Source organism: Morganella sp. EGD-HP17, assembly GCF_000512315.2.
In the GTDB taxonomy this organism is placed as follows: Bacteria; Pseudomonadota; Gammaproteobacteria; order Enterobacterales; family Enterobacteriaceae; genus Morganella; species Morganella morganii.
Genome location: NZ_AZRH01000006.1, coordinates 117,525 through 140,948, shown reverse-complemented (window position 1 = coordinate 140,948; position 23,424 = coordinate 117,525). Strand labels below are relative to the sequence as shown.

Here is a 23,424-nt window from a genome sequence, read left to right as displayed (position 1 = left end):
GCACAGCACCGATCAGACGATGAGGGAAAACGGGCTGTGCGTTAACAAAAACGATGAGACAGGATGTTCGCTGTCCGGGCATTGACGAAAGAGGACGTTGGTGAATACGGAACTCGTGTGGGTGCTGACCCTGCTGTTTATCGCCATTGTTTTATTTACCACCAACAAAGTCCGGATGGATGTTGTGGCGTTGCTGGTGATCACCGCTTTCGTACTGAGCGGCACGCTGACGGTTAATGAAGCCGTCGCCGGTTTCAGTGATCCCAATATTCTGCTGATCGCCGCCCTGTTTGTGATCGGGGAAGGGCTGGTGCGTACCGGGGTTGCCTATCAGATGGGGGACTGGCTGGTGCGGGTGGCCGGTTCCGGTGAAACCCGCCTGCTGGTCTTCCTTATGGTCAGTGTTGCCGGGCTCGGCGCGTTTATGAGTTCGACCGGTGTGGTGGCCATTTTTATCCCTGTCGTGCTCAGTGTCTCCGCACGTATGAAAATCTCCCCTTCGCGGCTGATGATGCCGCTCGGCTTCGCCGGGCTTATCAGCGGCATGATGACTCTGGTGGCAACACCGCCGAACATGGTGGTGAATAGTGTCCTGGAAATGGAAGGCATCAAAGGCTTTAACTTCTTCTCGATTACCCCTGTCGGATTACTGATCCTGCTGGCCGGTGTCGGCTATATGCTGATTGCCCGTCACTGGCTGGGCAGCAAACAGCCGGAAAAAGCAGGGGACAATGTGCGGCGTACCTTTCGTGATCTGATCCGCGACTACAAACTGAGCGGCCGTGCGCGGCGTCTTGCTGTCCGTAACGGTTCGCCGCTGATCGGCAAAACGCTGGATGAACTGCATCTGCGCACCCGCTATGGCGCGAATGTGGTGGGGATTGAGCGCTGGCGGCGTTTCCGGCGGGTGATGGTCGGCGCGACCGGCGGTATGGAGCTGCGTGACCGTGATGTGCTGCTGATAGATATGTCTGCCAGTGATATGGATTTACGCGAATTTTGTGCCGAGCAGATGCTGGAGCCGATGATCCTGCGCGGTGAGTATTTTTCCGAACACTCCCAGAACGTGGGCATGGCGGAAGTCTCCCTGAACCCGGAAAGTGAGCTTATCGGCAAAAGTCTGCGGGATATCGGCTTTCGTACCCGTTACGGGCTGAATGTGCTGGGTCTGCGCCGGGGCGGGGCCGCCCTTGACGGCAACATTGTGGATGAGCCGCTGCAGCTCGGGGATATCCTGCTGGTGGTCGGGGACTGGAAAATTATCCGTGTGCTGGCCACCAAACGGCGTCACTTTATTGTGCTCAACCTGGCGGCGGAAGCGGAGGCGGTGGTACCGGCCGCATCCCAGGCACCGCATGCGCTGTTTTGTCTGGCACTGATGGTGGCGATGATGGTCACCAATGAAATCCCGAATTTTATCGCGGCACTGATTGCCTGTCTGCTGATGGGGAAATTCCGCTGTATCGATATGGAAAGTGCTTACCGGTCAATCCACTGGCCGAGCATCATTCTGATTGTCGGGATGATGCCGTTTGCGCTGGCATTACAGAAAACCGGTGGTATCACGCTGATTGTCAGCGGGCTGATGGACGTGGCCGGTGATCTGGGCCCGCATGTTATGCTGACAGCCCTGTTTGTGCTGTGTGCGACTATAGGGCTGTTTATCTCGAATACCGCGACAGCGGTTCTGATGGCGCCGATTGCTATCCAGGCAGCGCATGAAATGCAGGTTTCGCCGCTGCCGTTTGCAATGGTGGTGGGTGTGGCGGCATCCGCTGCCTTTATGACACCGGTTTCCTCCCCGGTAAACACGCTGGTGCTCGGGCCGGGGAATTACACCTTCGGGGATTTCGTCAAAATCGGTGTGCCGTTTACGCTGGTGGTTATGGCAATCAGTATCGCGGTGATCCCGTTACTCTTTCCGTTCTGACGGTGTGCCCTGATGAAAGCACAGTTGCCCGGTTACTGGCTGATTTCATCCAGTGACAGACTGAATCCCGGAATAAACACGTCGCGGAAATAGTCCATTTCCGGGCTGCGGCGTTCTTCGAGGGTTTTTTCCAGCCGCGCTTTCGCCAGATGAAACTCGGTATTACCCGCACCTATCTCTTCCAGACACTTGAGATAAGCACACAGGGCATCGGCCTGTTTGACGATTGCCGCATCTTCCGGTGAATGCGCGTCTTCATCAATCAGCGGAGCAAAATCCGCCTGTAACTCTTCAGGGATCATGGCAATCAGTTTCTTTTGCGCCATGCGCTCAATTTTTTTGTACTCATGAGCTATCTGCGGATTGTAATACTTGATAGGTGTCGGCAGGTCGCCGGTAATCACTTCACTCGCATCATGGTACATCGCCAGCAGGGCAATTTTTTCCGGATTGAGTGTGCCGCCGAATTTGCGGTTTTTAATCACGGCCAGTGCATGTGCCACAAACGCCACCTGAAGGCTGTGTTCAGAGACGTTTTCCTGAATCACATTGCGCATCAGCGGCCAGCGGGTGATCAGTTTCAGACGGGAAAGGTGGGCAAAAAAGTAACTCATAGACAACATTCCTGGCAGCAATCTGTTGATAACAAGAGCGGATATTCTGCGGTGTTCCGGGCGGGATGTAAATAAAAACGGCTTCCCGGGGGAAGCCGCTGACAGCAGAAACGATTACTGACGGTAGTGAGAGAGGAAACGCCCGAAGCGGTTAATCGCCATCTCCAGGTCATCCTCACGCGGCAGTGTCACTATACGGAAGTGGTTCGGTTCCGGCCAGTTAAAGGCAGTACCCTGTACCAGCAGTACTTTTTCCTGTAACAGCAGGTCGAGGATCATCTTCTGGTCATCGTGAATATTAAAGCGCTTGGCATCAAATTTCGGGAACATATAGAGTGCGCCCATCGGTTTGACACAGGAGCAGCCCGGTATCTGGTTAATCAGTTCCCAGGCTTTGTTGCGCTGTTCATACAGGCGGCCGCCCGGATGAATAAACTCATTGATGCTCTGGTACCCGCCGATTGCGGTCTGGATAGCATGCTGCATCGGCACGTTGGCACACAGACGCATGGACGCGAGCATTTCCAGCCCTTCAATATACCCTTTGGCGTGTTTCTTCGGCCCGTTCAGGACCATCCAGCCCTGGCGGAAACCGGCGATACGGTAGGTTTTTGACAGGCCGTTGAAAGTGACGGTCAGCAGATCCGGCGCCATCGCGGCGATAGAGTGGTGGACGGCATCGTCATACAGAATTTTGTCGTAGATTTCGTCAGCAAAAATGATCAGGTCATTCTGACGGGCGAGTTCGACAATCTCCTGTAACAAATCTTTGCTGTAAACAGCCCCGGTCGGGTTGTTCGGGTTAATCACCACAATACCGCGGGTGCGCGGGGTGATTTTCTTTTTGATGTCCTCAATGTCCGGCATCCAGCCCTGTTCTTCGTCGCACATATAGTGGACGGCAGTACCGCCGGAGAGGGAGACCGCACCGGTCCATAACGGGTAATCCGGTGCCGGTACCAGCATTTCATCACCGTTATTCAGCAGCGCCTGCATGGACTGCACAATCAGTTCAGAAACCCCGTTACCGATATAGACATCTTCCACCGTCATATCGCGCATGCCGCGTTCCTGGTAGAACTGGACAATGGCTTTACGGGCGGAATAGAGGCCTTTTGAATCGCTGTAACCCTGGGAGCTTGGTAAATTACGGATAACATCAACCAGAATTTCGTCCGGGGCATCAAAACCAAACGGCGCCGGGTTACCGATATTCAGTTTGAGAACTTTCTGGCCTTCCTCTTCGAGACGTTTAGCCTCTTTGAGCACCGGCCCGCGAATGTCGTAACAGACATTATCGAGTTTGCTGGATTTCTTTATTATATTCATCTGTTCAGGACCTTAGCGCGTTAATCTTATATTTTATCAGGTAAAACCCGTTATAACCCACTCTACTCTTACCGTACGGGGTTTTGAAGACAGTAAACGTCTTTTGGTTAAAAACAACAGGATTTGTTTTGGAAAGGATCGGGAGTGCCGGTTAATCATTGATATGGCGGAGTATAATGCCTGGTATTGTGATTAATTCAGAGCTTACAACTGGTAGGAGGAGGGGGTATTGAGTTTTGTAAAGTTATCTATCGGAAGATCATAATTGGTAAAGTAATACAGTGTTTTTACTAAATAGTCAGCAGTTGTTGAAATTGTATAATCTTTTCTTATATATTAAACCCTGATGCTGGTAATTATTAGTAGTATAACTAATAGGATTTTACGGCATAATGTGGTTTTCAGAGTATTTGACCTTAAAGTTGCAGAATAATCGGGTTTATATTGCAGCAAGGCTTATTGGCAGCATGCATTTTCGTCAGTTACAAATTGTCTTATTTCGTAATATTCGGAAAACAGTGTTGTAAGATACGAAAAATTTGTGTGTTTGTACAGGTGGCCTGCTGTTTTAGTATGCAGCATTACATAATGGAGTTACTCACAGTTACATATTTTTGTTAGTGTTAGTTATGTTTTACTCTACCCTGATGTATAGGGTAATGTCTTCGTTGGCGAAGCAATTTTTCACGCCAATAAACACCAGGTAGTTATTAAAAATCAAAATTAGTGAAGAAAAAACAATGATAAATTCAAACCGTCCAGTGTTAAACCTGGATCTCGATCTGCTGCGAACGTTCGTGGCAGTCGCGGATCTGAACACCTTCGCAGCGGCAGCTGCGGCAGTATGCCGCACCCAGTCTGCCGTCAGTCAGCAAATGCAGCGTCTCGAGCAGCTTGTCGGGCGCGAACTGTTTGCGCGTCATGGTCGTAACAAATTACTGACCGACCATGGGTTACAACTGTTAGGTTACGCCCGTCAGATCCTGCGGGCAAATGATGATGCCACCGCATCACTGGCATACAACGACGCAGAAGGGGAGTTACGCATCGGTGCATCCGATGATTCCGTTGACTCACTGCTGCCTTTCTTACTCAACCGTATTGCATCGGTATACCCGCGTATGGCGGTTGATGTCCGCATCAAACGCAGCCAGTACATTGAAGGTATGCTGGATAATCACGAGATTGACCTGGCGCTGACCACTGCGCGTATTGCCCATCACCCGCGTACTGCTTTGCGTACCGCGCCGGTGCTGTGGCACTGTGCGCCGGATTTCCAGTTACAGCCTAATGAGCCGATTCCGCTGGTGGTGATGGACGAAACCAACCCGTTCCGTCATCTCGCGGCTGAAACCCTGGATGAGGCAGGGGTGCAGTGGCGGATTGCTTACGAGGCGGCATCACTTTCTGCTGTCCGCGCAGCAGTGAATGCCGAAGTCGGGATCACAGCCCGTCCGCTGGAAATGCAGAATGCCGACCTGCGTATTCTGAGCGTCAGCGAAGGGCTGCCGCGTCTGCCGGAAATTCAGTACTGGTTATACCGCAACAGTGACGAGCAGAGCGAGTCAGTGCTGACGGTGTATCAGGCCATTGAAAACAAGAAGACACCGTATACTGTCACACCGGTTGACGATGACAAAACAGCGGAGTAACGCTGTCATAATCTGACGCCTGACTGACATAATTTGTGACAGTCAGACACACAGCCGGGGGATCATTTCCCCCGGCTTTTTTGTATCCTCTCCCCCTTACGCGGAAATATCATATAAATGTTAACAGCATCACGCCGTGTTCAGGTTTTTGATGCCGTTTTAAGCGCCGCATCGCAGTTTTGTTTACTTGTTTGTTACAATGTTAACAAAACGCATGTTCTGTGATTGCCAAAATTAACAGTGCTCATTACATTGCAATAAAACTTTGTTAAAAACCTGACCTGTTTTCTCAGGTTTTAAGAAACGGTTATGAATTAATCATTTGTTAAATAATTTTCAGCCAAACTGTGATTGAGATCAAAAATATTGCCCCTGTTTGCCGATGGAAAGACAGGTTTTTCCTGAGATAATGGGTTAGTAAAAGCGATGTATCCGTTAATATAATAAAGTTAATTTTCAATTTAGTTACTTACTGACACGTTTTAGCGATAAAGTCGCACAACGGGTTAATCTTAAGTTGACGGTTTGTAACAAAATTGGGAAGAGCGGGGAACAATCCGGGTTACCGGCTTTCTCATCACGATAAGTGTTGTATCCGCCACTGAGTTGTTCCTCTCGTGTGTCGCTGTGGTGCTGTATGCAGGTACGGCAGGCAACACCACCTTTAATGAGTAAGCAATGAGTATGTCAACAGCCACTGAAGTTCTGGCCCATAACTGGGCATTTGCCATCTATCTTTTAGGTGCTCTCGGGTTATGTGCATTTATGTTGCTGGGCGCCCGTTATCTCGGGGGCCGTGCAAAAGCACGCGCCAAACATCTCCCTTACGAATCAGGTATTGACTCGGTCGGCAGCGCACGTCTGCGGATGTCTGCAAAGTTCTACCTGGTTGCCATGTTTTTCGTGATTTTCGATGTTGAAGCCTTATACCTTTTCGCCTGGTCTGTTTCGGTCAGAGAATCGGGCTGGATAGGGTTCACCGAAGCCGCGATCTTTATTCTGGTGTTATTGGCAGGTCTTTTCTATCTGGCACGTATCGGCGCGCTGGACTGGACTCCTGCACGTTCGCGCCGCGAGGTGAAACACCCGAGCGTTGTGAACAAAATCAATAACAATCAACCGTAGTCAATAGTGAGGCACAAGATGGATTATACGCTCACCCGCATCGATCCAAACGGTGAGAATGACCGTTATCCCCTGCAAAAACAAGAGGTTGTCAGTGACCCGCTTGAGCAGCACGTTCACCGCAGCGTGTATATGGGGAAACTCGAGCATGCATTACACGATATGGTTAACTGGGGCCGTAAAAACTCCCTGTGGCCGTATAACTTCGGTCTTTCCTGCTGTTATGTAGAGATGGTGACCTCCTTTACGGCGGTGCACGACGTTGCCCGTTTCGGTGCGGAAGTGCTGCGTGCCTCCCCGCGTCAGGCGGACTTTATGGTTGTGGCCGGAACCTGCTTTACCAAAATGGCCCCGGTTATTCAGCGCCTGTATGACCAGATGCTGGAACCGAAATGGGTTATCTCCATGGGCTCCTGCGCCAACTCCGGCGGTATGTATGACATTTACTCCGTTGTGCAGGGCGTGGATAAATTCATTCCGGTGGATGTGTATATCCCGGGCTGCCCGCCGCGTCCTGAAGCCTATATGCAGGCGCTGATGCTGTTACAGGAATCTATCGGAAAAGAGCGCCGCCCGCTGTCGTGGGTGGTGGGTGATCAGGGCGTTTACCGCGCCAATATGCAGTCAGAAAAAGAACGAAAACGCGGTGAACGGATTGCAGTGACCAACCTGCGCTCCCCGGACGAAATTTAAGGCTTTCGGGCCACCGGGCGCAATATTTGCAATGTGTTGCGTCCATTGAACCCTGAACAACTGTTGTGGTGAAGAATGATGACAGAAAGTAATACGCAGACCGCACAGCGTCCCGCGTGGCAGACTCACGATTACCTGGATGATCCGGTAATTGAGGAGCTGCGCCGTAAGTTCGGTCCTGACGCATTTACGGTTCAGCCGACACGTACCGGGATGCCGGTCGTCTGGGTGAAGCGTGAGCAGCTTCTGGAAGTACTGTTTTATCTTAAATCGCTGCCGAAACCGTATGTGATGCTGTTCGATCTGCACGGGACGGATGAGCGCCAGCGCACCCATCGCGAAGGTCTGCCGGCGGCGGACTATTCCGTGTTTTATCACCTGATTTCCATTGAGCGTAACCGCGATATCATGCTCAAGGTGGCGCTGAGTGAAAACGACCTGCATGTGCCGACGGTGATTTCCGCATTCCCGAATGCAAACTGGTATGAGCGTGAAACCTGGGAAATGTTCGGTATCATTATCGACGGACACCCGAATCTGCGCCGTATTATGATGCCGCCGACCTGGGAAGGGCATCCGCTGCGTAAAGATTACCCGGCGCGGGCAACGGAATTTGATCCGTTTGTCCTGACCAAACAGAAAGAAGATCTGGAAATGGAGGCGCTGACCTTCAAACCGGAAGAGTGGGGCATGAAACGCGGCAACGAGAACGAGGACTTTATGTTCCTGAACCTCGGCCCGAACCACCCGTCTTCTCACGGTGCTTTCCGTATCATCCTTCAGCTTGACGGTGAAGAGATTGTCGATTGTGTGCCGGATATCGGCTACCACCACCGTGGTGCGGAAAAAATGGGCGAGCGCCAGTCCTGGCACAGCTACATTCCGTACACTGATCGTATCGAATACCTCGGCGGCTGCGTCAACGAGATGCCGTATGTGCTGGCGGTGGAAAAACTGGCGGGGATTGAAGTTCCGGCACGTGTGGATGTGATCCGCGTGATGCTGTCAGAACTGTTCCGTATTAACAGTCACCTGCTGTATATCAGTACATTTATTCAGGATACCGGGGCGATGACGCCGGTCTTCTTTGCCTTTACCGATCGCCAGAAAGTTTATGATGTGGTGGAAGCCATTACCGGTTTCCGTATGCATCCGGCCTGGTTCCGTATCGGCGGCGTGGCACACGATCTGCCGAAAGGCTGGGATCGCCTGCTGCGTGATTTCCTCGACTGGATGCCGAAACGTCTGGAATCCTATGTCACTGCCGCACTGAAAAACTCCATCCTCAAAGGCCGTTCCGTCGGTGTGGCCGCTTACAACGCGAAAGAAGCCCTCGACTGGGGTGTGACCGGTGCCGGTCTGCGCGCCACCGGGATTGATTTCGACGTGCGTAAATGGCGTCCGTATTCCGGCTATGAAAATTTCGATTTTGAAGTGCCTGTTGCCGCTAACGGCGACTGCTATGACCGCGTGATGCTGAAAGTGGAAGAAGTGCGCCAGAGTCTGCGCATTCTGGAACAGTGTCTGAAAAACATGCCGGAAGGGCCGTTCAAGGCGGATCACCCGCTGACCACGCCGCCGCCGAAAGAGCGCACGTTACAGCACATTGAAACCATGATTAACCACTTCCTCCAGGTGTCATGGGGTCCGGTGATGCCGGCTCAGGAATCTTTCCAGATGATTGAGGCCACGAAAGGGATTAACAGTTACTACCTGACCAGTGACGGCAGCACCATGAGTTACCGTACCCGAATCCGTACACCAAGTTATGCCCATCTGCAGCAGATCCCGTCGGTGATCAGCGGCAGCCTGGTCTCTGACCTGATTGTGTACCTCGGAAGTATCGATTTCGTTATGTCGGATGTGGATCGCTGATTATGCAAGAACTGAACCCTGAAGCAAAAAAAGCACTGCAAGGCGCAGTGAATGCGGCGCAGCCAGCCGGAAAAAAACCTGATTTTGTGCTGAGTGACGAAGAGCGCGCCGAAATCGAAGCGGAAAAACACCATTACGAAGATCCGCGTGCCGCCTCTATCGAAGCGCTGAAAATTGTGCAGAAGCACCGTGGCTGGGTGGAAGACGGCGCAATTTACGCCATCAGCGATGTGCTGGGCATCTCGGCGAGTGACGTGGAAGGTGTGGCGACATTCTACAGCCAGATCTACCGCCAGCCGGTCGGCCGCCATGTGATCCGTTACTGTGACAGCGTGGTGTGCCACATCACCGGTTACCAGGGGATCAAGGCCGCACTCGAGCGCAAACTGAATATTCAGCCGGGACAGACAACCGCTGACGGCCGCTTTACGCTGTTGCCGACCTGCTGCCTCGGAAACTGTGACAAAGGGCCGACCATGATGGTTGATGAAGATACCCACAGTCACGTTACGCCTGAAGCCATTGAAACGTTACTGGAGCAGTATCCATGACAGTGAAAACGGTTTGCCGTACTGCGGAAACGCATCCTCTCACCTGGCGGTTGCGCGACGACCATCAGCCGGTGTGGCTGGATGAATACCGCAGCAAAAACGGTTATGCGGGGGCGGAACGCGCCCTGAAAGGCATGGCACCGGATGAGATCACCAGTCTTGTCAAAGACGCGGGTCTGAAGGGCCGCGGCGGTGCGGGGTTCTCCACGGGTCTGAAGTGGAGCCTGATGCCGAAAGACGAGAGCATGAATATCCGTTACCTGCTGTGTAACGCCGACGAAATGGAACCGGGTACCTACAAAGACCGGCTCCTGATGGAACAACTGCCGCACCTGCTGGTGGAAGGGATGCTGATCAGCGCCTTCGCCCTGAAAGCATACCGGGGCTATATTTTCCTGCGCGGCGAGTACATTGAGGCAGCGAAACATCTGCGTCATGCCATTGAAGAAGCGAAAGCCGCCGGTCTGCTGGGGAAAAATATCCTCGGCAGCGGGTTTGATTTCGAACTGTTTGTGCACACCGGTGCCGGGCGTTATATCTGCGGGGAAGAAACCGCACTGATTAACTCCCTGGAAGGCCGCCGCGCCAATCCGCGCTCCAAACCGCCGTTCCCGGCCAGTTCCGGGGTCTGGGGTAAACCGACCTGTGTCAACAACGTCGAAACCCTGTGTAACGTACCGGCGATTCTGGCACACGGCAAAGAGTGGTATATCGGTCTGAGTGAAGGTAAAAGCACCGATGCCGGTACCAAACTGATGGGCTTTTCCGGCCGCGTGAAAAATCCGGGTGTCTGGGAACTGCCGTTCGGCACCACCGCCCGTGAAATCCTCGAGGATTACGCCGGGGGCATGCGCGACGGACTGACTTTAAAAGCCTGGCAGCCGGGTGGTGCGGGAACCGACTTTCTGACACAGGATCACCTTGATTTACCGATGGATTTTGAGCACATCGGCAAAGCGGGCAGCCGTCTGGGAACGGCGCTGGCAATGGCGGTGGACAATGAAATCAACATGGTGTCACTGACCCGTAACCTCGAAGAGTTTTTCGCCCGTGAATCCTGCGGCTGGTGTACACCGTGCCGTGACGGACTGCCGTGGAGCGTGAAAATTCTGCGCGCAATAGAAAAAGGGGAAGGCCAGCCGGGAGACATTGAGACATTAGAGCAATTATGTCGTTTCCTGGGACCGGGTAAAACCTTCTGCGCACACGCGCCGGGCGCGGTAGAGCCGTTACAGAGTGCGATCAAATATTTCCGTGATGAATTTGAAGCGGGGATCGTACAGCCGGTTTACGGTAACGTGCAGACCATTGCCGGGATCCAGCCGAACCTGCTGAAGCAGCGCTGGTGATCCCTTACGGATTTTCGTTTAACGCCTGCATAGCAGGCCTTTTGGAAGCATGCTGACTATGGCTACAATACATGTAGACGGCAAAGAATATGAAGTCGACGGCGCGGATAACCTGCTGCATGCCTGTCTTTCGCTCGGACTTGATATTCCGTATTTTTGCTGGCATCCGGCGCTGGGAAGCGTCGGCGCTTGCCGCCAGTGTGCGGTAAAGCAATATCAGAATGCCGATGACACCCGTGGTCGTCTGGTAATGTCATGTATGACACCGGCACAGGACGGCACCTTTATCTCGATTGATGATGAAGAAGCCAAAAAGTTCCGGGAAAGTGTGGTGGAATGGCTGATGACCAACCATCCGCACGATTGTCCTGTCTGTGAAGAGGGCGGTAACTGCCATCTTCAGGATATGACCGTCATGACCGGGCATTCAGTGCGCAAATACCGCTTCACAAAACGTACTCATCAGAATCAGGAGCTGGGGCCGTTTGTTGCACATGAAATGAACCGCTGTATCGCCTGTTACCGTTGTGTCCGTTACTACAAAGATTATGCGGACGGTACAGATTTCGGGGTTTACGGCGCACACGACAACGTGTACTTCGGGCGTCCGGAAAGCGGCACGCTGGAAAGTGAATTCTCCGGTAACCTGGTGGAAATTTGTCCGACCGGGGTCTTTACCGACAAAACCCACTCTGAACGTTATAACCGCAAATGGGATATGCAGTTTGCACCGAGCGTCTGCCAGCAGTGCAGCGTCGGCTGTAACATCAGCCCGGGCGAGCGTTACGGCGAACTGCGCCGTATCGAAAACCGTTATAACGGCACCATCAACCATTATTTCCTCTGCGACAAAGGCCGCTTCGGTTACGGTTATGTCAACCGTGATGACCGTCCGCGTCAGCCGCAGCAGCGCCGTGGTGATGACTGGCTTACTATTAATGCGGAGCAGGCAGAACGCGCGGCGGCAGATATGCTGTATCACGCGAAACGCACCATCGGTATCGGTTCGCCGCGTGCCAGTGTGGAAAGCAACTTTGCACTGCGTGAACTGGTCGGGGTGGAAAACTTCTTCAGCGGCCTGTCAGCCGGTGAACAGCACCGTCTGGAAATGATGCTGGAAATCTTACAGCAGGGCGGTATCTACACCCCGTCACTGCGTGAGATGGAAAACTATGATGCCGTGCTGGTGCTGGGTGAAGATCTGACCCAGACCGCTGCCCGTGTGGCACTCTCTGTCCGTCAGGCCGTGAAGGGCAAAGCCCGCGAAATGGCCGCAGCACAGAAAGTGGCGGACTGGCAGATTGCCGCTATCCAGAATATCGGTCAGCGTGCGAAATACCCGCTGTTTGTCACGGCGGTGGATACCACCCGTCTGGCAGATGTGGCGGCACTGCACTACAACGCGCCGGTGGATGACCAGGCGCGTCTGGGCTTTGCTGTTGCTAATATCATTGATAACACCGCGCCGGCAGTCACGGATTTACCTGCGGATGTGAAAGCACAGGCTGAAATGATTGCACAGGCGCTGAACGGTGCGAAAAAACCGCTGATTATCAGCGGCAGCAATCCGGGCAGTGATGCACTGATTCAGGCTGCGGCAAACGTGGCCTGGGCACTGAAAGATAAAGGCATTGATGCCGGGCTGACCTTTGTCGGCGCGGAAGCCAACAGCTTTGGTGCCGCGATGACAGAAGCGCAGCCGCTGGATAAAGCACTGGCTCTGCTGGCAGACGGCAGCGCGGATACCGTGGTGGTGATGGAAAACGACCTTTACCGCCATGCGGATAAAGCCGCTGTTGACCGTGCGCTGGATGCAGCAGCAAATGTGATTGTGCTGGATCATCAGCGCACTGACATTATGGATAAGGCTTCGCTGATCCTCTCCGCCAGCAGTTTTGCGGAAAGTGACGGTACACTCATCAACCACGAAGGCCGCGCACAGCGCTTCTTCCAGGTCTATGAGCCATCCTTCTACGACAAATCCATCATTATGCATGAAAGCTGGCGCTGGCTGACTGCCCTGTACAATGACCTCAATGAAAACACCCGTGACTGGTCACAGCTGGATCATGTGATTGATGCCTGCATTGAACAGATGCCGCACCTGGCCGGGATCAAAGATGCCGCACCGGATGCTGCATTCCGTATCCGCGGACAGAAACTGGCCCGTGAGCCGCACCGCTACAGCGGGCGTACCGCGATGCTGGCGAATGTCAGTGTGCACGAGCAGCGTCAGCCGCAGGACAAAGACACGGCGTTTGCCTTCTCGATGGAAGGGAACAACAGCCCGTCAGCACCGCGTCAGCAAATTCCGTTTGCCTGGGCGCCGGGCTGGAACTCACCGCAGGCATGGAACAAATTCCAGGCGGAAGTGGGTGGTCATCTGCGTTTCGGTGATCCGGGTGTGCGTCTGTTCAGCGAAAAAGACGGCGGTATGGATTACTTCAGTACCATTCCGGCGGCATTTGCGCCGCAGCAGAATGTCTGGACGGTTGCGCCGTATTATCACCTGTTCGGCAGTGAGGAATTATCACAGCGGGCGCCGGTGATTCAGGAACGTATGACGGACAGCTATGTGATGTTAAATGCACAGGATGCACAGCAGCTGAATGTGGCGGAAGGTCAGATTCTGTCGGTACAACTGACTGACGGCGCACTGACACTGCCGGTACGTATCAGCACACAGCTGACAGCCGGGCAAATCGGTCTGCCGCTGGGTATGCCGGGCATTTCGCCGGTACTGGCGGGTGCGGTGGTTAATCTGCAGGAGGTGGCACAATGAGCAGCTGGTTTACACCTGAATTAATCGATGTGCTGATTAATGTTCTCAAAGCCGTTGTGATCCTGCTGGTGGTTGTAACCTGCGGTGCCTTTATGAGTTTTGGTGAACGCCGCCTGCTGGGGCTGTTCCAGAACCGCTACGGGCCGAACCGTGTGGGCTGGGGCGGGTCGCTCCAGCTGGTCGCGGACATGATCAAAATGTTCTTTAAAGAGGACTGGACACCGAAATTCGCTGACCGCTTTATCTTCACCCTGGCGCCGATGGTGGCATTCACCTCGCTGCTGCTGGCCTTTGCGATTGTACCGGTCAGCCCGGACTGGGTGGTGGCGGATCTCAATATCGGGATCCTGTTCTTCCTTATGCTGGCGGGACTGGCGGTATATGCTGTTCTGTTCGCGGGCTGGTCGAGTAACAACAAATACTCACTGCTCGGCGCAATGCGTGCCTCGGCGCAGACGGTCAGTTATGAAGTGTTCCTCGGACTCTCGGTTCTGGGTGTGGTGGCGCAGGCGGGTTCCTTTAACCTGCTGGATATCGTCAACTCCCAGACCACAGTCTGGAACGTTATTCCGCAGATTTTCGGCTTTATCACCTTTGCGATTGCGGGCGTGGCAGTGTGTCACCGTCACCCGTTTGACCAGCCGGAAGCTGAGCAGGAACTGGCGGACGGTTATCACATTGAATATTCGGGGATGAAGTTCGGTCTGTTCTTCGTCGGGGAATATATCGGTATCGTGACAGTTTCCGCCCTGATTGTGACGCTGTTCTTCGGGGGCTGGCACGGACCATTCCTGCCGCCGTTTGTCTGGTTCGCGCTGAAAACCGCTTTCTTTATGATGATGTTTATCCTGATCCGTGCGTCGCTGCCGCGACCGCGTTATGACCAGGTGATGTCATTCGGCTGGAAAGTATGTCTGCCGCTGACACTGATAAACCTGCTGGTGACAGCAGCCGTGATCCTGATAGCTCAATAAGGGGTGATTGAACCATGACATTGAAAGAGTTAGTGGTTGGTTTCGCCACCCAGGTACGCAGTATTTGGATGATAGGGCTTCATGCCTTCCATAAACGCGAAACCCAGATGTACCCGGAAGAGCCGGTTTACCTGCCGCCGCGCTACCGCGGCCGGATTGTGCTGACGCGCGACCCGGACGGTGAGGAGCGCTGTGTCGCCTGTAACCTGTGCGCCGCGGTATGTCCGGTCGGCTGTATCTCTCTGCAGAAAGCAGAACATGAGGACGGCCGCTGGTATCCGGAATTTTTCCGCATCAACTTCTCACGCTGCATTTTCTGCGGATTATGCGAAGAAGCCTGCCCGACCACCGCAATCCAGCTGACGCCGGATTTCGAACTGGGTGAGTTTAAGCGCCAGGATCTGGTGTATGAAAAAGAAGATTTATTAATCTCCGGTCCGGGTAAATATCCTGACTATAACTTCTATCACAAAACCGGGATGGCGGTTGCGGGCAAAGCCAAAGGCGAAGCCGACAACGAAGCCAAGCCGATTGATGTGAAAAGTCTGCTGCCATAAGGGGAGAAAATCCATGGAAATTACCTTTTATGTCGCCGGACTGATCGCCATTCTGGCTACGCTGTGTGTGATCACACAGACCAATCCGGTGCATGCGCTGCTGTATCTGATCACCTCGCTGCTGGCACTCTCTGCGGTCTTCTTTGCTCTCGGCGCCTATTTCGCCGGGGCACTGGAGATTATCGTCTACGCAGGTGCCATCATGGTGCTGTTCGTGTTTGTGGTGATGATGCTCAACCTCGGGCGGGCGGTTGTCGACCAGGAACGCAAATGGCTGTCCCCGTCTGTCTGGATGGGGCCGGGCCTGCTTTCGGCGGTTCTGCTCGGCGTGATGATTTACGGCATCAGCTCTCTGAAAGATAACGGTATCGCCGGTGAGGTGGTTACCGCAAAACAGGTGGGTATCAGTCTGTTCGGCCCGTATGTTCTGGTGGTTGAACTGGCCTCCTTCCTGCTGCTGGCGGGTCTGGTGGTGGCATACCACATCGGGCGTGACGAAAAAGCGGGCGGCGATATTGTCAGTCAGCGCAACACGGAGGAAAAAGCATGATCCCTCTGCACCACGGATTAATTCTCGCGGCTGTGCTCTTCATCCTCGGTTTCACCTGTCTGGTGATCCGCCGCAATCTGCTGTTTATGCTGATTGGTCTGGAAGTGATGATTAACGCGGCGGCTCTGGCGTTTGTCGTCGGCGGCAGCTACTGGAACCAGCCGGACGGACAGGTGATGTATATCCTGGCCATCAGTCTGGCGGCGGCTGAAGCGAGTATCGGGCTGGCACTGTTGCTGCAATTGCATCGTCAGCGTCAGGATCTGGATATTGATAAAGTCAGTGAGATGCGCGGATGAACTTACTCTTTTTAACCATTTTGCTGCCGCTGATTGGCTTTCTGTTATTAGCCTTTTCACGCGGCCGCTGGTCAGAAAATGTGTCAGCCACCATCGGCACCGGTTCGGTGGGACTGGCGGCACTCACAGCGCTGTGGGCGGGGATGGATTTCTTCGCTAACGGCGGCGGGGTGTATCAGCAGACACTGTGGACATGGATGGATACCGCTTCCTTCTCCATCCCGGTTACCCTGGTGCTGGACGGCCTGTCGCTGACCATGCTGGGTGTGGTCACAGGTGTCGGTTTCCTGATCCACATGTATGCCTCCTGGTATATGCGCGGTGAAGAGGGCTATTCCCGCTTCTTCGCCTACACCAACCTGTTTATCGCCAGTATGGTGATTCTGGTGCTGGCCGATAATATGCTGCTGATGTACCTCGGCTGGGAAGGGGTGGGGCTGTGCAGTTATCTGCTGATCGGCTTCTATTACACCAACCCGGCCAACGGCGCAGCGGCAATGAAAGCCTTTATCGTCACCCGTATCGGTGATGTGTTCCTGGCGATCGGCATGTTTATCCTGTGGGATAAACTGGGCACCCTGAGCTTCCGTGAACTGGCGGTTCTGGCTCCGCAGCATATTGCGGCCGGTTCTGACCTGATTTTCTGGGCGACTCTGATGATCCTCGGCGGTGCGGTCGGTAAATCCGCGCAGTTACCACTCCAGACCTGGCTTGCGGACGCAATGGCCGGTCCGACACCGGTTTCGGCACTGATCCACGCCGCAACCATGGTAACCGCGGGTGTGTATCTGATTGCCCGTACCCATGAGCTGTTCCTGTTATCACCGGAAGTGCTGCATTTAGTCGGCGTGGTCGGTGCTGTCACCCTGGTGATGGCCGGTTTTGCCGCGCTGGTGCAGACGGATATCAAACGTGTTCTTGCCTACTCCACCATGAGCCAGATTGGTTATATGTTCCTGGCGCTCGGTGTGCAGGCGTGGGATGCGGCGATTTTCCACCTGATGACCCATGCATTCTTCAAAGCCCTGTTATTCCTGGCCTCCGGCTCGGTGATCCTGGCCTGCCACCACGAGCAGAACATCTTTAAGATGGGCGGACTGCGGAAAAAAATTCCGTTTGTCTATCTCTGCTTCCTGGTGGGCGGTGCCGCACTGGCCGCACTGCCGCTCATCACCGCCGGTTTCTACAGTAAAGATGAAATCCTGTGGGGTGCGGTGGTTCAGGGTCAGAACCCGCTGTTTATCGCCGGTCTGGTCGGTGCCTTTATGACATCGCTCTATACCTTCCGGATGATTTTCATCGTGTTCCACGGCAAAGAGCATACACAGGCGCATGCGGTGAAAGGCTTTACCCATACTTTCCCGTTACTGGTGCTGATGGTGCTCTCCACTGCCGCCGGTGCCTTTATCCCGCAACCGCTGCACGGCGTGTTCCCGGCGGAAACCCTTACCGGTTCTGCTGACGGCAAACTGACTACCGAAATTATTTCCGGTGTGGTTGCTGTGGCGGGGATTGTGCTGGCCGCAATGCTCTGGCTGGGCCGTCGTACGCTGGTGACAGCGGTTGCGAATTCCGCGCCGGGACGCTTCTTCTCGGCCTGGTGGTTCCGCGCATGGGGCTTTGATGACCTGTATGATGCGATTTTTGTTAAGCCGTTTAAAGCGGTGGGCTGGTTGCTGCAGAGTGACCCGCTGAACAGCCTGATGAATCTGCCTGCGCTGTTTGCCCGCTGGAGTAACAAAGGACTGAGCCTGAGTGAAAACGGACAGGTCCGCTGGTATATCGCCTCTATGGGGCTGGGTGCAGTGCTGGTTCTCGCTCTGCTGTTTTTGGTTTAAATAAGGGACACATTGCGCCATGCTATTACCCTGGCTGATTTTACTTCCCTTCATCGGCGGCCTGCTGTGCTGGCAGGCTGAGCGCTTCGGCACAAAGCTGCCGCGCTGGATCGCGCTGCTGGCGATGGGGATCACGTTATTTCTTTCTCTGTATCTGTGGATGCAGGGGAACTACAGCTTAGTTAACCCGAAAGGCGTTCCGGACTGGCAGGAGCAGTATTTCCTGGAGTGGATCCCGCGTTTCGGTATCAATATTCATCTGGCTCTGGATGGTCTGTCGCTGCTGATGGTGGTGCTGACCGCGCTGCTCGGCCTGCTGGCTATCCTCTGTTCCTGGGGTGAAAACCAGCCGTATCAGGGCTTCTTCCATCTGAACCTGCTGTGGATCCTCGGCGGTGTGATGGGCGTGTTCCTGGCGATGGATCTTTTCCTGTTCTTCTTCTTCTGGGAAATGATGCTGGTGCCGATGTACTTCCTGATCGCACTGTGGGGACACAGTGGTTCCGACGGCAAAACCCGTATCGGGGCGGCAACCAAGTTCTTCATCTACACCCAGGCGAGTGGTCTGGTGATGCTGATTGCCATTATGGCACTGGCGATTGTTCATCATAACGCCACCGGCCAGTGGAGCTTCGCGTATGAAGATCTGCTGAACACGCCGATGAGTTACGGTGTGCAGTATATGCTGATGCTGGGCTTCTTTATCGCGTTTGCGGTCAAGATGCCGGTGGTTCCGCTGCACGGCTGGCTGCCGGATGCACACAGTCAGGCGCCGACAGCAGGTTCTGTCGACCTGGCGGGTATTCTGCTGAAAACCGCTGCTTATGGTCTGCTGCGTTTCAGTCTGCCGCTGTTCCCGGAAGCCTCTGCGGACTTCACACCAATCGCCATGTGGCTGGGTGTCGTCGGTATCTTCTACGGCGCGTGGATGGCGTTCAAACAGACGGATATCAAGCGTCTGATCGCCTACACCAGCGTGTCGCATATGGGCTTTGTGCTGATTGCGATTTACTCGGCGAGTATGCTGGCGTATCAGGGTGCGGTGGTGCAGATGATTGCACACGGTCTGTCGGCGGCGGGTCTGTTTATTCTGTGCGGTCAGTTATATGAGCGCCTCGGCACCCGTGATATGCGTCAGATGGGCGGTCTGTGGAAGCGGATTAAATTCCTGCCGGCACTGTCACTGTTCTTTGCGGTGGCAACGCTCGGGATGCCGGGTACGGGTAACTTCGTCGGTGAATTCATGATCCTGTTCGGCAGCTTCGGCAGCTACACCCTGATCACTGTGATTTCCTCTGCGGGTCTGGTGTTTGCTTCCGTTTACGCGCTGTGGATGATGCAGCAGGCGTATTACGGTGCACCGAAGTCTGAAGAGCCAATCGCGGGCATGAATCTGCGTGAATTTTCCATCGTGATGCTGCTGGTGGTCTTACTGGTGATTCTGGGTGTTTACCCGCAGCCGGTGCTGGATACCTCGTCAGCGGCGATGGCAAACATTCAGCAGTGGTACACTGCTTCAATTTCAAATACAGGGTTGTAACGCGCCATGACAATAACTCCTCAACAACTGATCGCACTCTCACCACTGCTGATTATCGGGTTGACAGTGGTGGTTGTGATGCTGTCCATTGCGTGGCGACGCGATCACTTTATTAATGCCACACTGACCGTCGTTGGTCTGAACCTCGCGCTGCTGTCTCTGTACTTTGTCGGACAGCAGCCGGCGATGGATGTGACACCGCTGGTGCACATCGACGGCTACAGCATGTTTTACACCGGGCTTATCCTGATCTCGTCACTGGCCACCACGACCTTTGCGTATTCGTGGCTGGAGACCTATCCGGATAACAAAGAAGAGTTCTATCTGCTGGTACTGATTGCCACACTCGGCGGCATCCTGCTGTCGGGCGCGGATCACCTGGCATCCTTCTTTATCGGGATTGAACTGCTGACACTGCCGCTGTTCGGGTTGATCGGCTATGCCTTCCGCCAGAAGCGTTCGCTGGAAGCGTCCATCAAATATATGCTGATGTCAGCGGCGGCTTCGTCCTTCCTGCTGTTCGGGATGGCGCTGCTGTACGCGGAATCCGGTGACTTATCTTTTCAGGGCTTAGGCCGCAGCCTGGCGGACAGTCAGATCCATCAGCCGCTGGTTCTGACCGGACTGGGGATGATGATTGTCGGTATCGGCTTTAAACTGTCCCTGTTCCCGTTCCAGTTATGGACACCGGATGTGTATCAGGGTGCTCCGGCACCGGTCTCCACCTTCCTGGCAACCGCCAGCAAGATCGGGATTTTCGCTGCGGTGCTGCGCCTGCTGGTACTCGCGCCGATGGCGGATTCCGGGACATTGCAGACCGTTCTGACGGTGATTGCGATTGCCTCAATCCTGTTCGGTAACCTGATGGCGATCACCCAGAACAGCATCAAGCGTATGCTGGGTTACTCTTCGATCGCACACCTCGGTTATCTGCTGGTGGCCTTTATCGCGGTGAATGATCCGAAACTGGCAGAAGAGACAGCGGGTATCTACCTGGCGGGTTATCTGTTTGCCAGCCTCGGTGCGTTCGGTGTGGTCAGTCTGATGTCCAGTCCGTACACCGGGCCGGATGCGGATTCCCTGCATGCCTATCGCGGCCTGTTCTGGCGTAAGCCGGTTCTGGCTGCGGTCATGACCGTAATGATGCTGTCACTGGCCGGGATCCCGATGACGTTCGGCTTTATCGGTAAGTTCTTCGTGGTGGCGACCGCCGTGAATGCGGAACTGTGGTGGCTGACAGCCGCTGTGGTACTCGGCAGTGCAATCGGTCTGTATTACTACCTGCGTATGATGATCAGCCTCTATATCCGCGGTTCGGAATCTCCGGCCCGTATGGCACCATCCAACTGGGCGATGAGTGCAGGCGGTATTGTGGTTCTGCTCTCCGCGATTATCGTGGTCGTGCTCGGTATCTGGCCGCAGCCGTTTATTACACTGACCGGATTCGCAGTTCTGAGTTACTGATATTTGTACTGAGAAAAACCGGGCTGATTTCAGCCCGGTTTTTTTATGCCATACCGATAAAGACCGAAAAATAGCGGCGGTGCGCCAGAATAAGGCTATCGAGCCCGGGAAGAGGGACATTCTGGCTTAAATAAGGCTCATACTGACTGACACTTTGCAGCCAGTGCAATAATACCGTACTGATCCGGTTGTTAAATTCCCGCAGCTCAGGCAGTAACACCTGCGCATTACTGACTTCCTGCATCTGATCCTGCATGTGTTTCAGGTCTTTTTTCAGATTACGGATAATTTTACTGAGATCATAGATCCGTTGACTGACTGTTGTTCTGGTATCGACCAGCTGAGCATAGCTCAGCCCCTCTGTCAGAGTATTTACTACAGCGGAAATAACACGCTGGAGTTCATTGAGAATAAATCGTTCGGAAGAGGACAACTCTACATCCTTCAGTTGTTCAGCGGTTGGCAGTGTGGTTGTACCGAAGATTGACTGAAATCCGCGCTGATGAATAATCTCTTCTGACTGAATAATTACAGCCAGTTTTTCCTCCCAATACAATTTATCACAGGTAAATTTTTCAATATCCGGCAGTGCCATGGTGATCGTTTTGTCCAGATAGGACTGCTGATGTAATAATCCGCCCTGCAGTAACGGGAGCGCGGTAGTATCATATTCAGTATTAAACTGAGTATTAATCGTATTCACAGAATGATAGATGGTATTAATCTGACTGAGCAAAAACCCGTAAATTTGTTTTTCATGAGGTAGTGAAAAAGAATTAGCTTCGGTATCCGAAGAGAGGGCATTAAATAGAACATCCGGATCTAAACTATGCAGCTGAGAATAAATGGTTGCGGATTCTGATGAAATAATATTCAGCATCCGTGTCTGCCATTTTTTAATATCACGGAGCTGAGCATGCAGATCAGCGGTAGGTAATGACAATGCTTCAATATTCTTACTGATATCATTAATTTTAGCTTTAATATGTGCCAGGGTAATGTTTTCAGGATTGATGTCAGAATATATCATAATAATCTCCTTCATTATGCTGCCAGATTAGCGGTATCAAAAATAGCGACGAGTTCTTTTGCATAGCCACGAACACGCTGCCAGGGAAGTGTGATTTTTTTCAGATGCAAAGAAAATTGTAAGAGGCTGTATGCATCATTTATCTGCATAAAGGTATTCAGGGATTCAGTAATTTCTGTCAGCATGACCTGCCACATGAAATCGAGATGATCGACGGCAACATGAGCATCAGTAAAATAACCGTCCAGTGTGCTCAGTTCTTTATCCAGTCTGATAATCAGCTGTTGTATAGCTTGCCGGGAAATAACCTGTTCTTCCAGCTCTGCTACTTCTTCCAGTAATTTATTTTTACGGCGGCGTACCTGTTCGGCGCGGTAACCAAAAATACCCCCTGTGATAATCAGCCCGATAATACCGCCGACCAGACCGGAGAATGAGAGCTTCACAAACTGGCTGTACTCGCGCTTCAGAATTTCAATCTCTTCATTTCTGACCCGTATCTCAGACTGCAGTTCGCGGGTGGTGTCACCATCCCGGTTTTTTAATAATATTTTTTGTTTACGTTTGACTTCATAAATCAGAGACGGAATTTCATTCCCGGATTCATCTGTTCCGCCGGTTAATTCCAGCCGGAAGCGGGAAATGATATTTTTTACCTGCTGTGTTTTTTGCCGTTCTTCCGTAATATCGTCTTTCATGGCAGATAATATTTTTGTCAGTTCTCCGGAAATAACGTTGTCCTGCCTCCTGTAAGTGATATCTTTTAATTTATCCGCGGTTGCATCCTGTAATAAAACTTCAGCCCGGCGGATCACCGGCATTTCATTGATGGCATTCAGAATATAGTTACCGGTTGCCGTAATAGCGGCACCGGCAATTTCAAGATCAATCGCCTGTTGTTTTGTCATGGATTCAACATGCTCCCAGCTCAGAGCATGCTGATGAATATGGACAAATAAATGCTGAATATTATGAGGCTCAAAACCGGGCAGCTCTGTATCTCTGTATCCGATAAACTCAATAACATCTTCTGTTTCCCGGGGAAGGGTCATTCCGTAGTGAATATAACGTTTGATATGAACCAGATCATTATGTGTGAATATACCCGCAGGCCGGAAAGTATCGTCTTCTTCATTCAGAAGTAACTTTAACGTGGCGGGGGCAATTTCATCCGCTGTAATAATCCGGTCAACCGGCATGGTTTGTGTGTGCATAAATATCTCCCTGTAATGAGATACGTAACTCTGTGGTGAATGGGGCCGAAGCAGAATC

The 23,424-nt window shown here is 53.0% G+C and carries 19 protein-coding genes; 15 read left to right on the top strand and 4 right to left on the bottom strand.

All coding sequences use genetic code 11. The annotated features are described in order from the left end of the window. Positions 1 to 100 precede the first annotated feature (100 nt). Positions 101 to 1,930, top strand: a complete 1,830-nt coding sequence (locus X965_RS08525; RefSeq protein ID WP_036417805.1) for an SLC13 family permease — start codon at positions 101 to 103, stop codon at positions 1,928 to 1,930. Between the two features lie 32 nt (positions 1,931 to 1,962). Here the strand turns inward: X965_RS08525 and yfbR are convergent, their stop codons facing one another. Next, complete coding sequence (gene yfbR, locus X965_RS08520) at positions 1,963 to 2,544, bottom strand: 5'-deoxynucleotidase (RefSeq protein WP_004235147.1); 582 nt, start codon at positions 2,542 to 2,544, stop codon at positions 1,963 to 1,965. 114 nt (positions 2,545 to 2,658) lie between these two features. Further along, the gene (locus X965_RS08515) at positions 2,659 to 3,873 is read right to left on the bottom strand and encodes a pyridoxal phosphate-dependent aminotransferase (protein ID WP_004235148.1); all 1,215 of its coding nucleotides are present in this window, start codon (positions 3,871 to 3,873) and stop codon (positions 2,659 to 2,661) included. Positions 3,874 to 4,613: 740 nt separating this feature from the next. Here X965_RS08515 and hexA point away from each other — a divergent pair. From hexA to nuoN, 14 genes are all read left to right on the top strand, one after another. Beyond that, positions 4,614 to 5,525, top strand: a complete 912-nt coding sequence (gene hexA, locus X965_RS08510) for a transcriptional regulator HexA (RefSeq protein WP_004235149.1) — start codon at positions 4,614 to 4,616, stop codon at positions 5,523 to 5,525. A gap of 678 nt (positions 5,526 to 6,203) precedes the next feature. Then, positions 6,204 to 6,650, top strand: coding sequence for an NADH-quinone oxidoreductase subunit A (locus X965_RS08505; RefSeq protein WP_004235150.1), 447 nt, complete (start codon positions 6,204 to 6,206; stop codon positions 6,648 to 6,650). 18 nt (positions 6,651 to 6,668) lie between these two features. Continuing rightward, entirely contained in the window at positions 6,669 to 7,343 is a 675-nt protein-coding gene (locus X965_RS08500; RefSeq protein WP_004235152.1) for an NADH-quinone oxidoreductase subunit B family protein, read from the top strand. Positions 7,344 to 7,421: 78 nt separating this feature from the next. After that, positions 7,422 to 9,218 carry an NADH-quinone oxidoreductase subunit C/D gene (gene nuoC / locus X965_RS08495; protein ID WP_036406509.1) on the top strand — a complete coding sequence of 599 codons (1,797 nt, stop codon included), beginning with the start codon at positions 7,422 to 7,424 and terminating at the stop codon, positions 9,216 to 9,218. A gap of 2 nt (positions 9,219 to 9,220) precedes the next feature. Further along, on the top strand, positions 9,221 to 9,769 hold the full coding sequence (gene nuoE / locus X965_RS08490) for an NADH-quinone oxidoreductase subunit NuoE (protein WP_036417756.1): 549 nt from the start codon (positions 9,221 to 9,223) through the stop codon (positions 9,767 to 9,769). Beyond that, the gene (nuoF, locus tag X965_RS08485) at positions 9,766 to 11,118 is read left to right on the top strand and encodes an NADH-quinone oxidoreductase subunit NuoF (RefSeq protein WP_004239866.1); all 1,353 of its coding nucleotides are present in this window, start codon (positions 9,766 to 9,768) and stop codon (positions 11,116 to 11,118) included. Before nuoE ends, nuoF begins: the two co-directional genes overlap by 4 nt. Positions 11,119 to 11,167: 49 nt before the next feature. Next, entirely contained in the window at positions 11,168 to 13,900 is a 2,733-nt protein-coding gene (nuoG, locus tag X965_RS08480) for an NADH-quinone oxidoreductase subunit NuoG (protein ID WP_036417755.1), read from the top strand. Continuing rightward, positions 13,897 to 14,874: an NADH-quinone oxidoreductase subunit NuoH gene (gene nuoH / locus X965_RS08475; protein ID WP_036417753.1), complete on the top strand. Its 978-nt coding sequence runs from the start codon at positions 13,897 to 13,899 to the stop codon at positions 14,872 to 14,874. The genes nuoG and nuoH overlap by 4 nt, the downstream gene beginning before the upstream one ends. Before the next feature lie 14 nt (positions 14,875 to 14,888). Beyond that, entirely contained in the window at positions 14,889 to 15,431 is a 543-nt protein-coding gene (nuoI, locus tag X965_RS08470; protein WP_004235164.1) for an NADH-quinone oxidoreductase subunit NuoI, read from the top strand. Between the two features lie 13 nt (positions 15,432 to 15,444). After that, entirely contained in the window at positions 15,445 to 15,981 is a 537-nt protein-coding gene (gene nuoJ / locus X965_RS08465; protein ID WP_004235166.1) for an NADH-quinone oxidoreductase subunit J, read from the top strand. After that, on the top strand, positions 15,978 to 16,280 hold the full coding sequence (gene nuoK, locus X965_RS08460; protein WP_004235168.1) for an NADH-quinone oxidoreductase subunit NuoK: 303 nt from the start codon (positions 15,978 to 15,980) through the stop codon (positions 16,278 to 16,280). Before nuoJ ends, nuoK begins: the two co-directional genes overlap by 4 nt. Then, the gene (gene nuoL / locus X965_RS08455; protein ID WP_004239868.1) at positions 16,277 to 18,118 is read left to right on the top strand and encodes an NADH-quinone oxidoreductase subunit L; all 1,842 of its coding nucleotides are present in this window, start codon (positions 16,277 to 16,279) and stop codon (positions 18,116 to 18,118) included. The genes nuoK and nuoL overlap by 4 nt, the downstream gene beginning before the upstream one ends. Before the next feature lie 19 nt (positions 18,119 to 18,137). Then, entirely contained in the window at positions 18,138 to 19,658 is a 1,521-nt protein-coding gene (gene nuoM, locus X965_RS08450; RefSeq protein WP_024473343.1) for an NADH-quinone oxidoreductase subunit M, read from the top strand. A gap of 6 nt (positions 19,659 to 19,664) precedes the next feature. Then, positions 19,665 to 21,122 carry an NADH-quinone oxidoreductase subunit NuoN gene (gene nuoN, locus X965_RS08445; protein WP_004239870.1) on the top strand — a complete coding sequence of 486 codons (1,458 nt, stop codon included), beginning with the start codon at positions 19,665 to 19,667 and terminating at the stop codon, positions 21,120 to 21,122. 43 nt (positions 21,123 to 21,165) lie between these two features. On the opposite strand, the gene X965_RS08440 is transcribed toward nuoN, so the two are convergent. Together X965_RS08440 and X965_RS08435 are read right to left on the bottom strand one after the other, a co-directional pair. Beyond that, positions 21,166 to 22,152, bottom strand: coding sequence for an alpha-xenorhabdolysin family binary toxin subunit B (locus tag X965_RS08440; protein ID WP_032098405.1), 987 nt, complete (start codon positions 22,150 to 22,152; stop codon positions 21,166 to 21,168). A 14-nt stretch (positions 22,153 to 22,166) separates the two neighbouring features. Continuing rightward, the gene (locus X965_RS08435) at positions 22,167 to 23,366 is read right to left on the bottom strand and encodes an alpha-xenorhabdolysin family binary toxin subunit A (RefSeq protein WP_004239873.1); all 1,200 of its coding nucleotides are present in this window, start codon (positions 23,364 to 23,366) and stop codon (positions 22,167 to 22,169) included. Positions 23,367 to 23,424 lie beyond the last annotated feature (58 nt).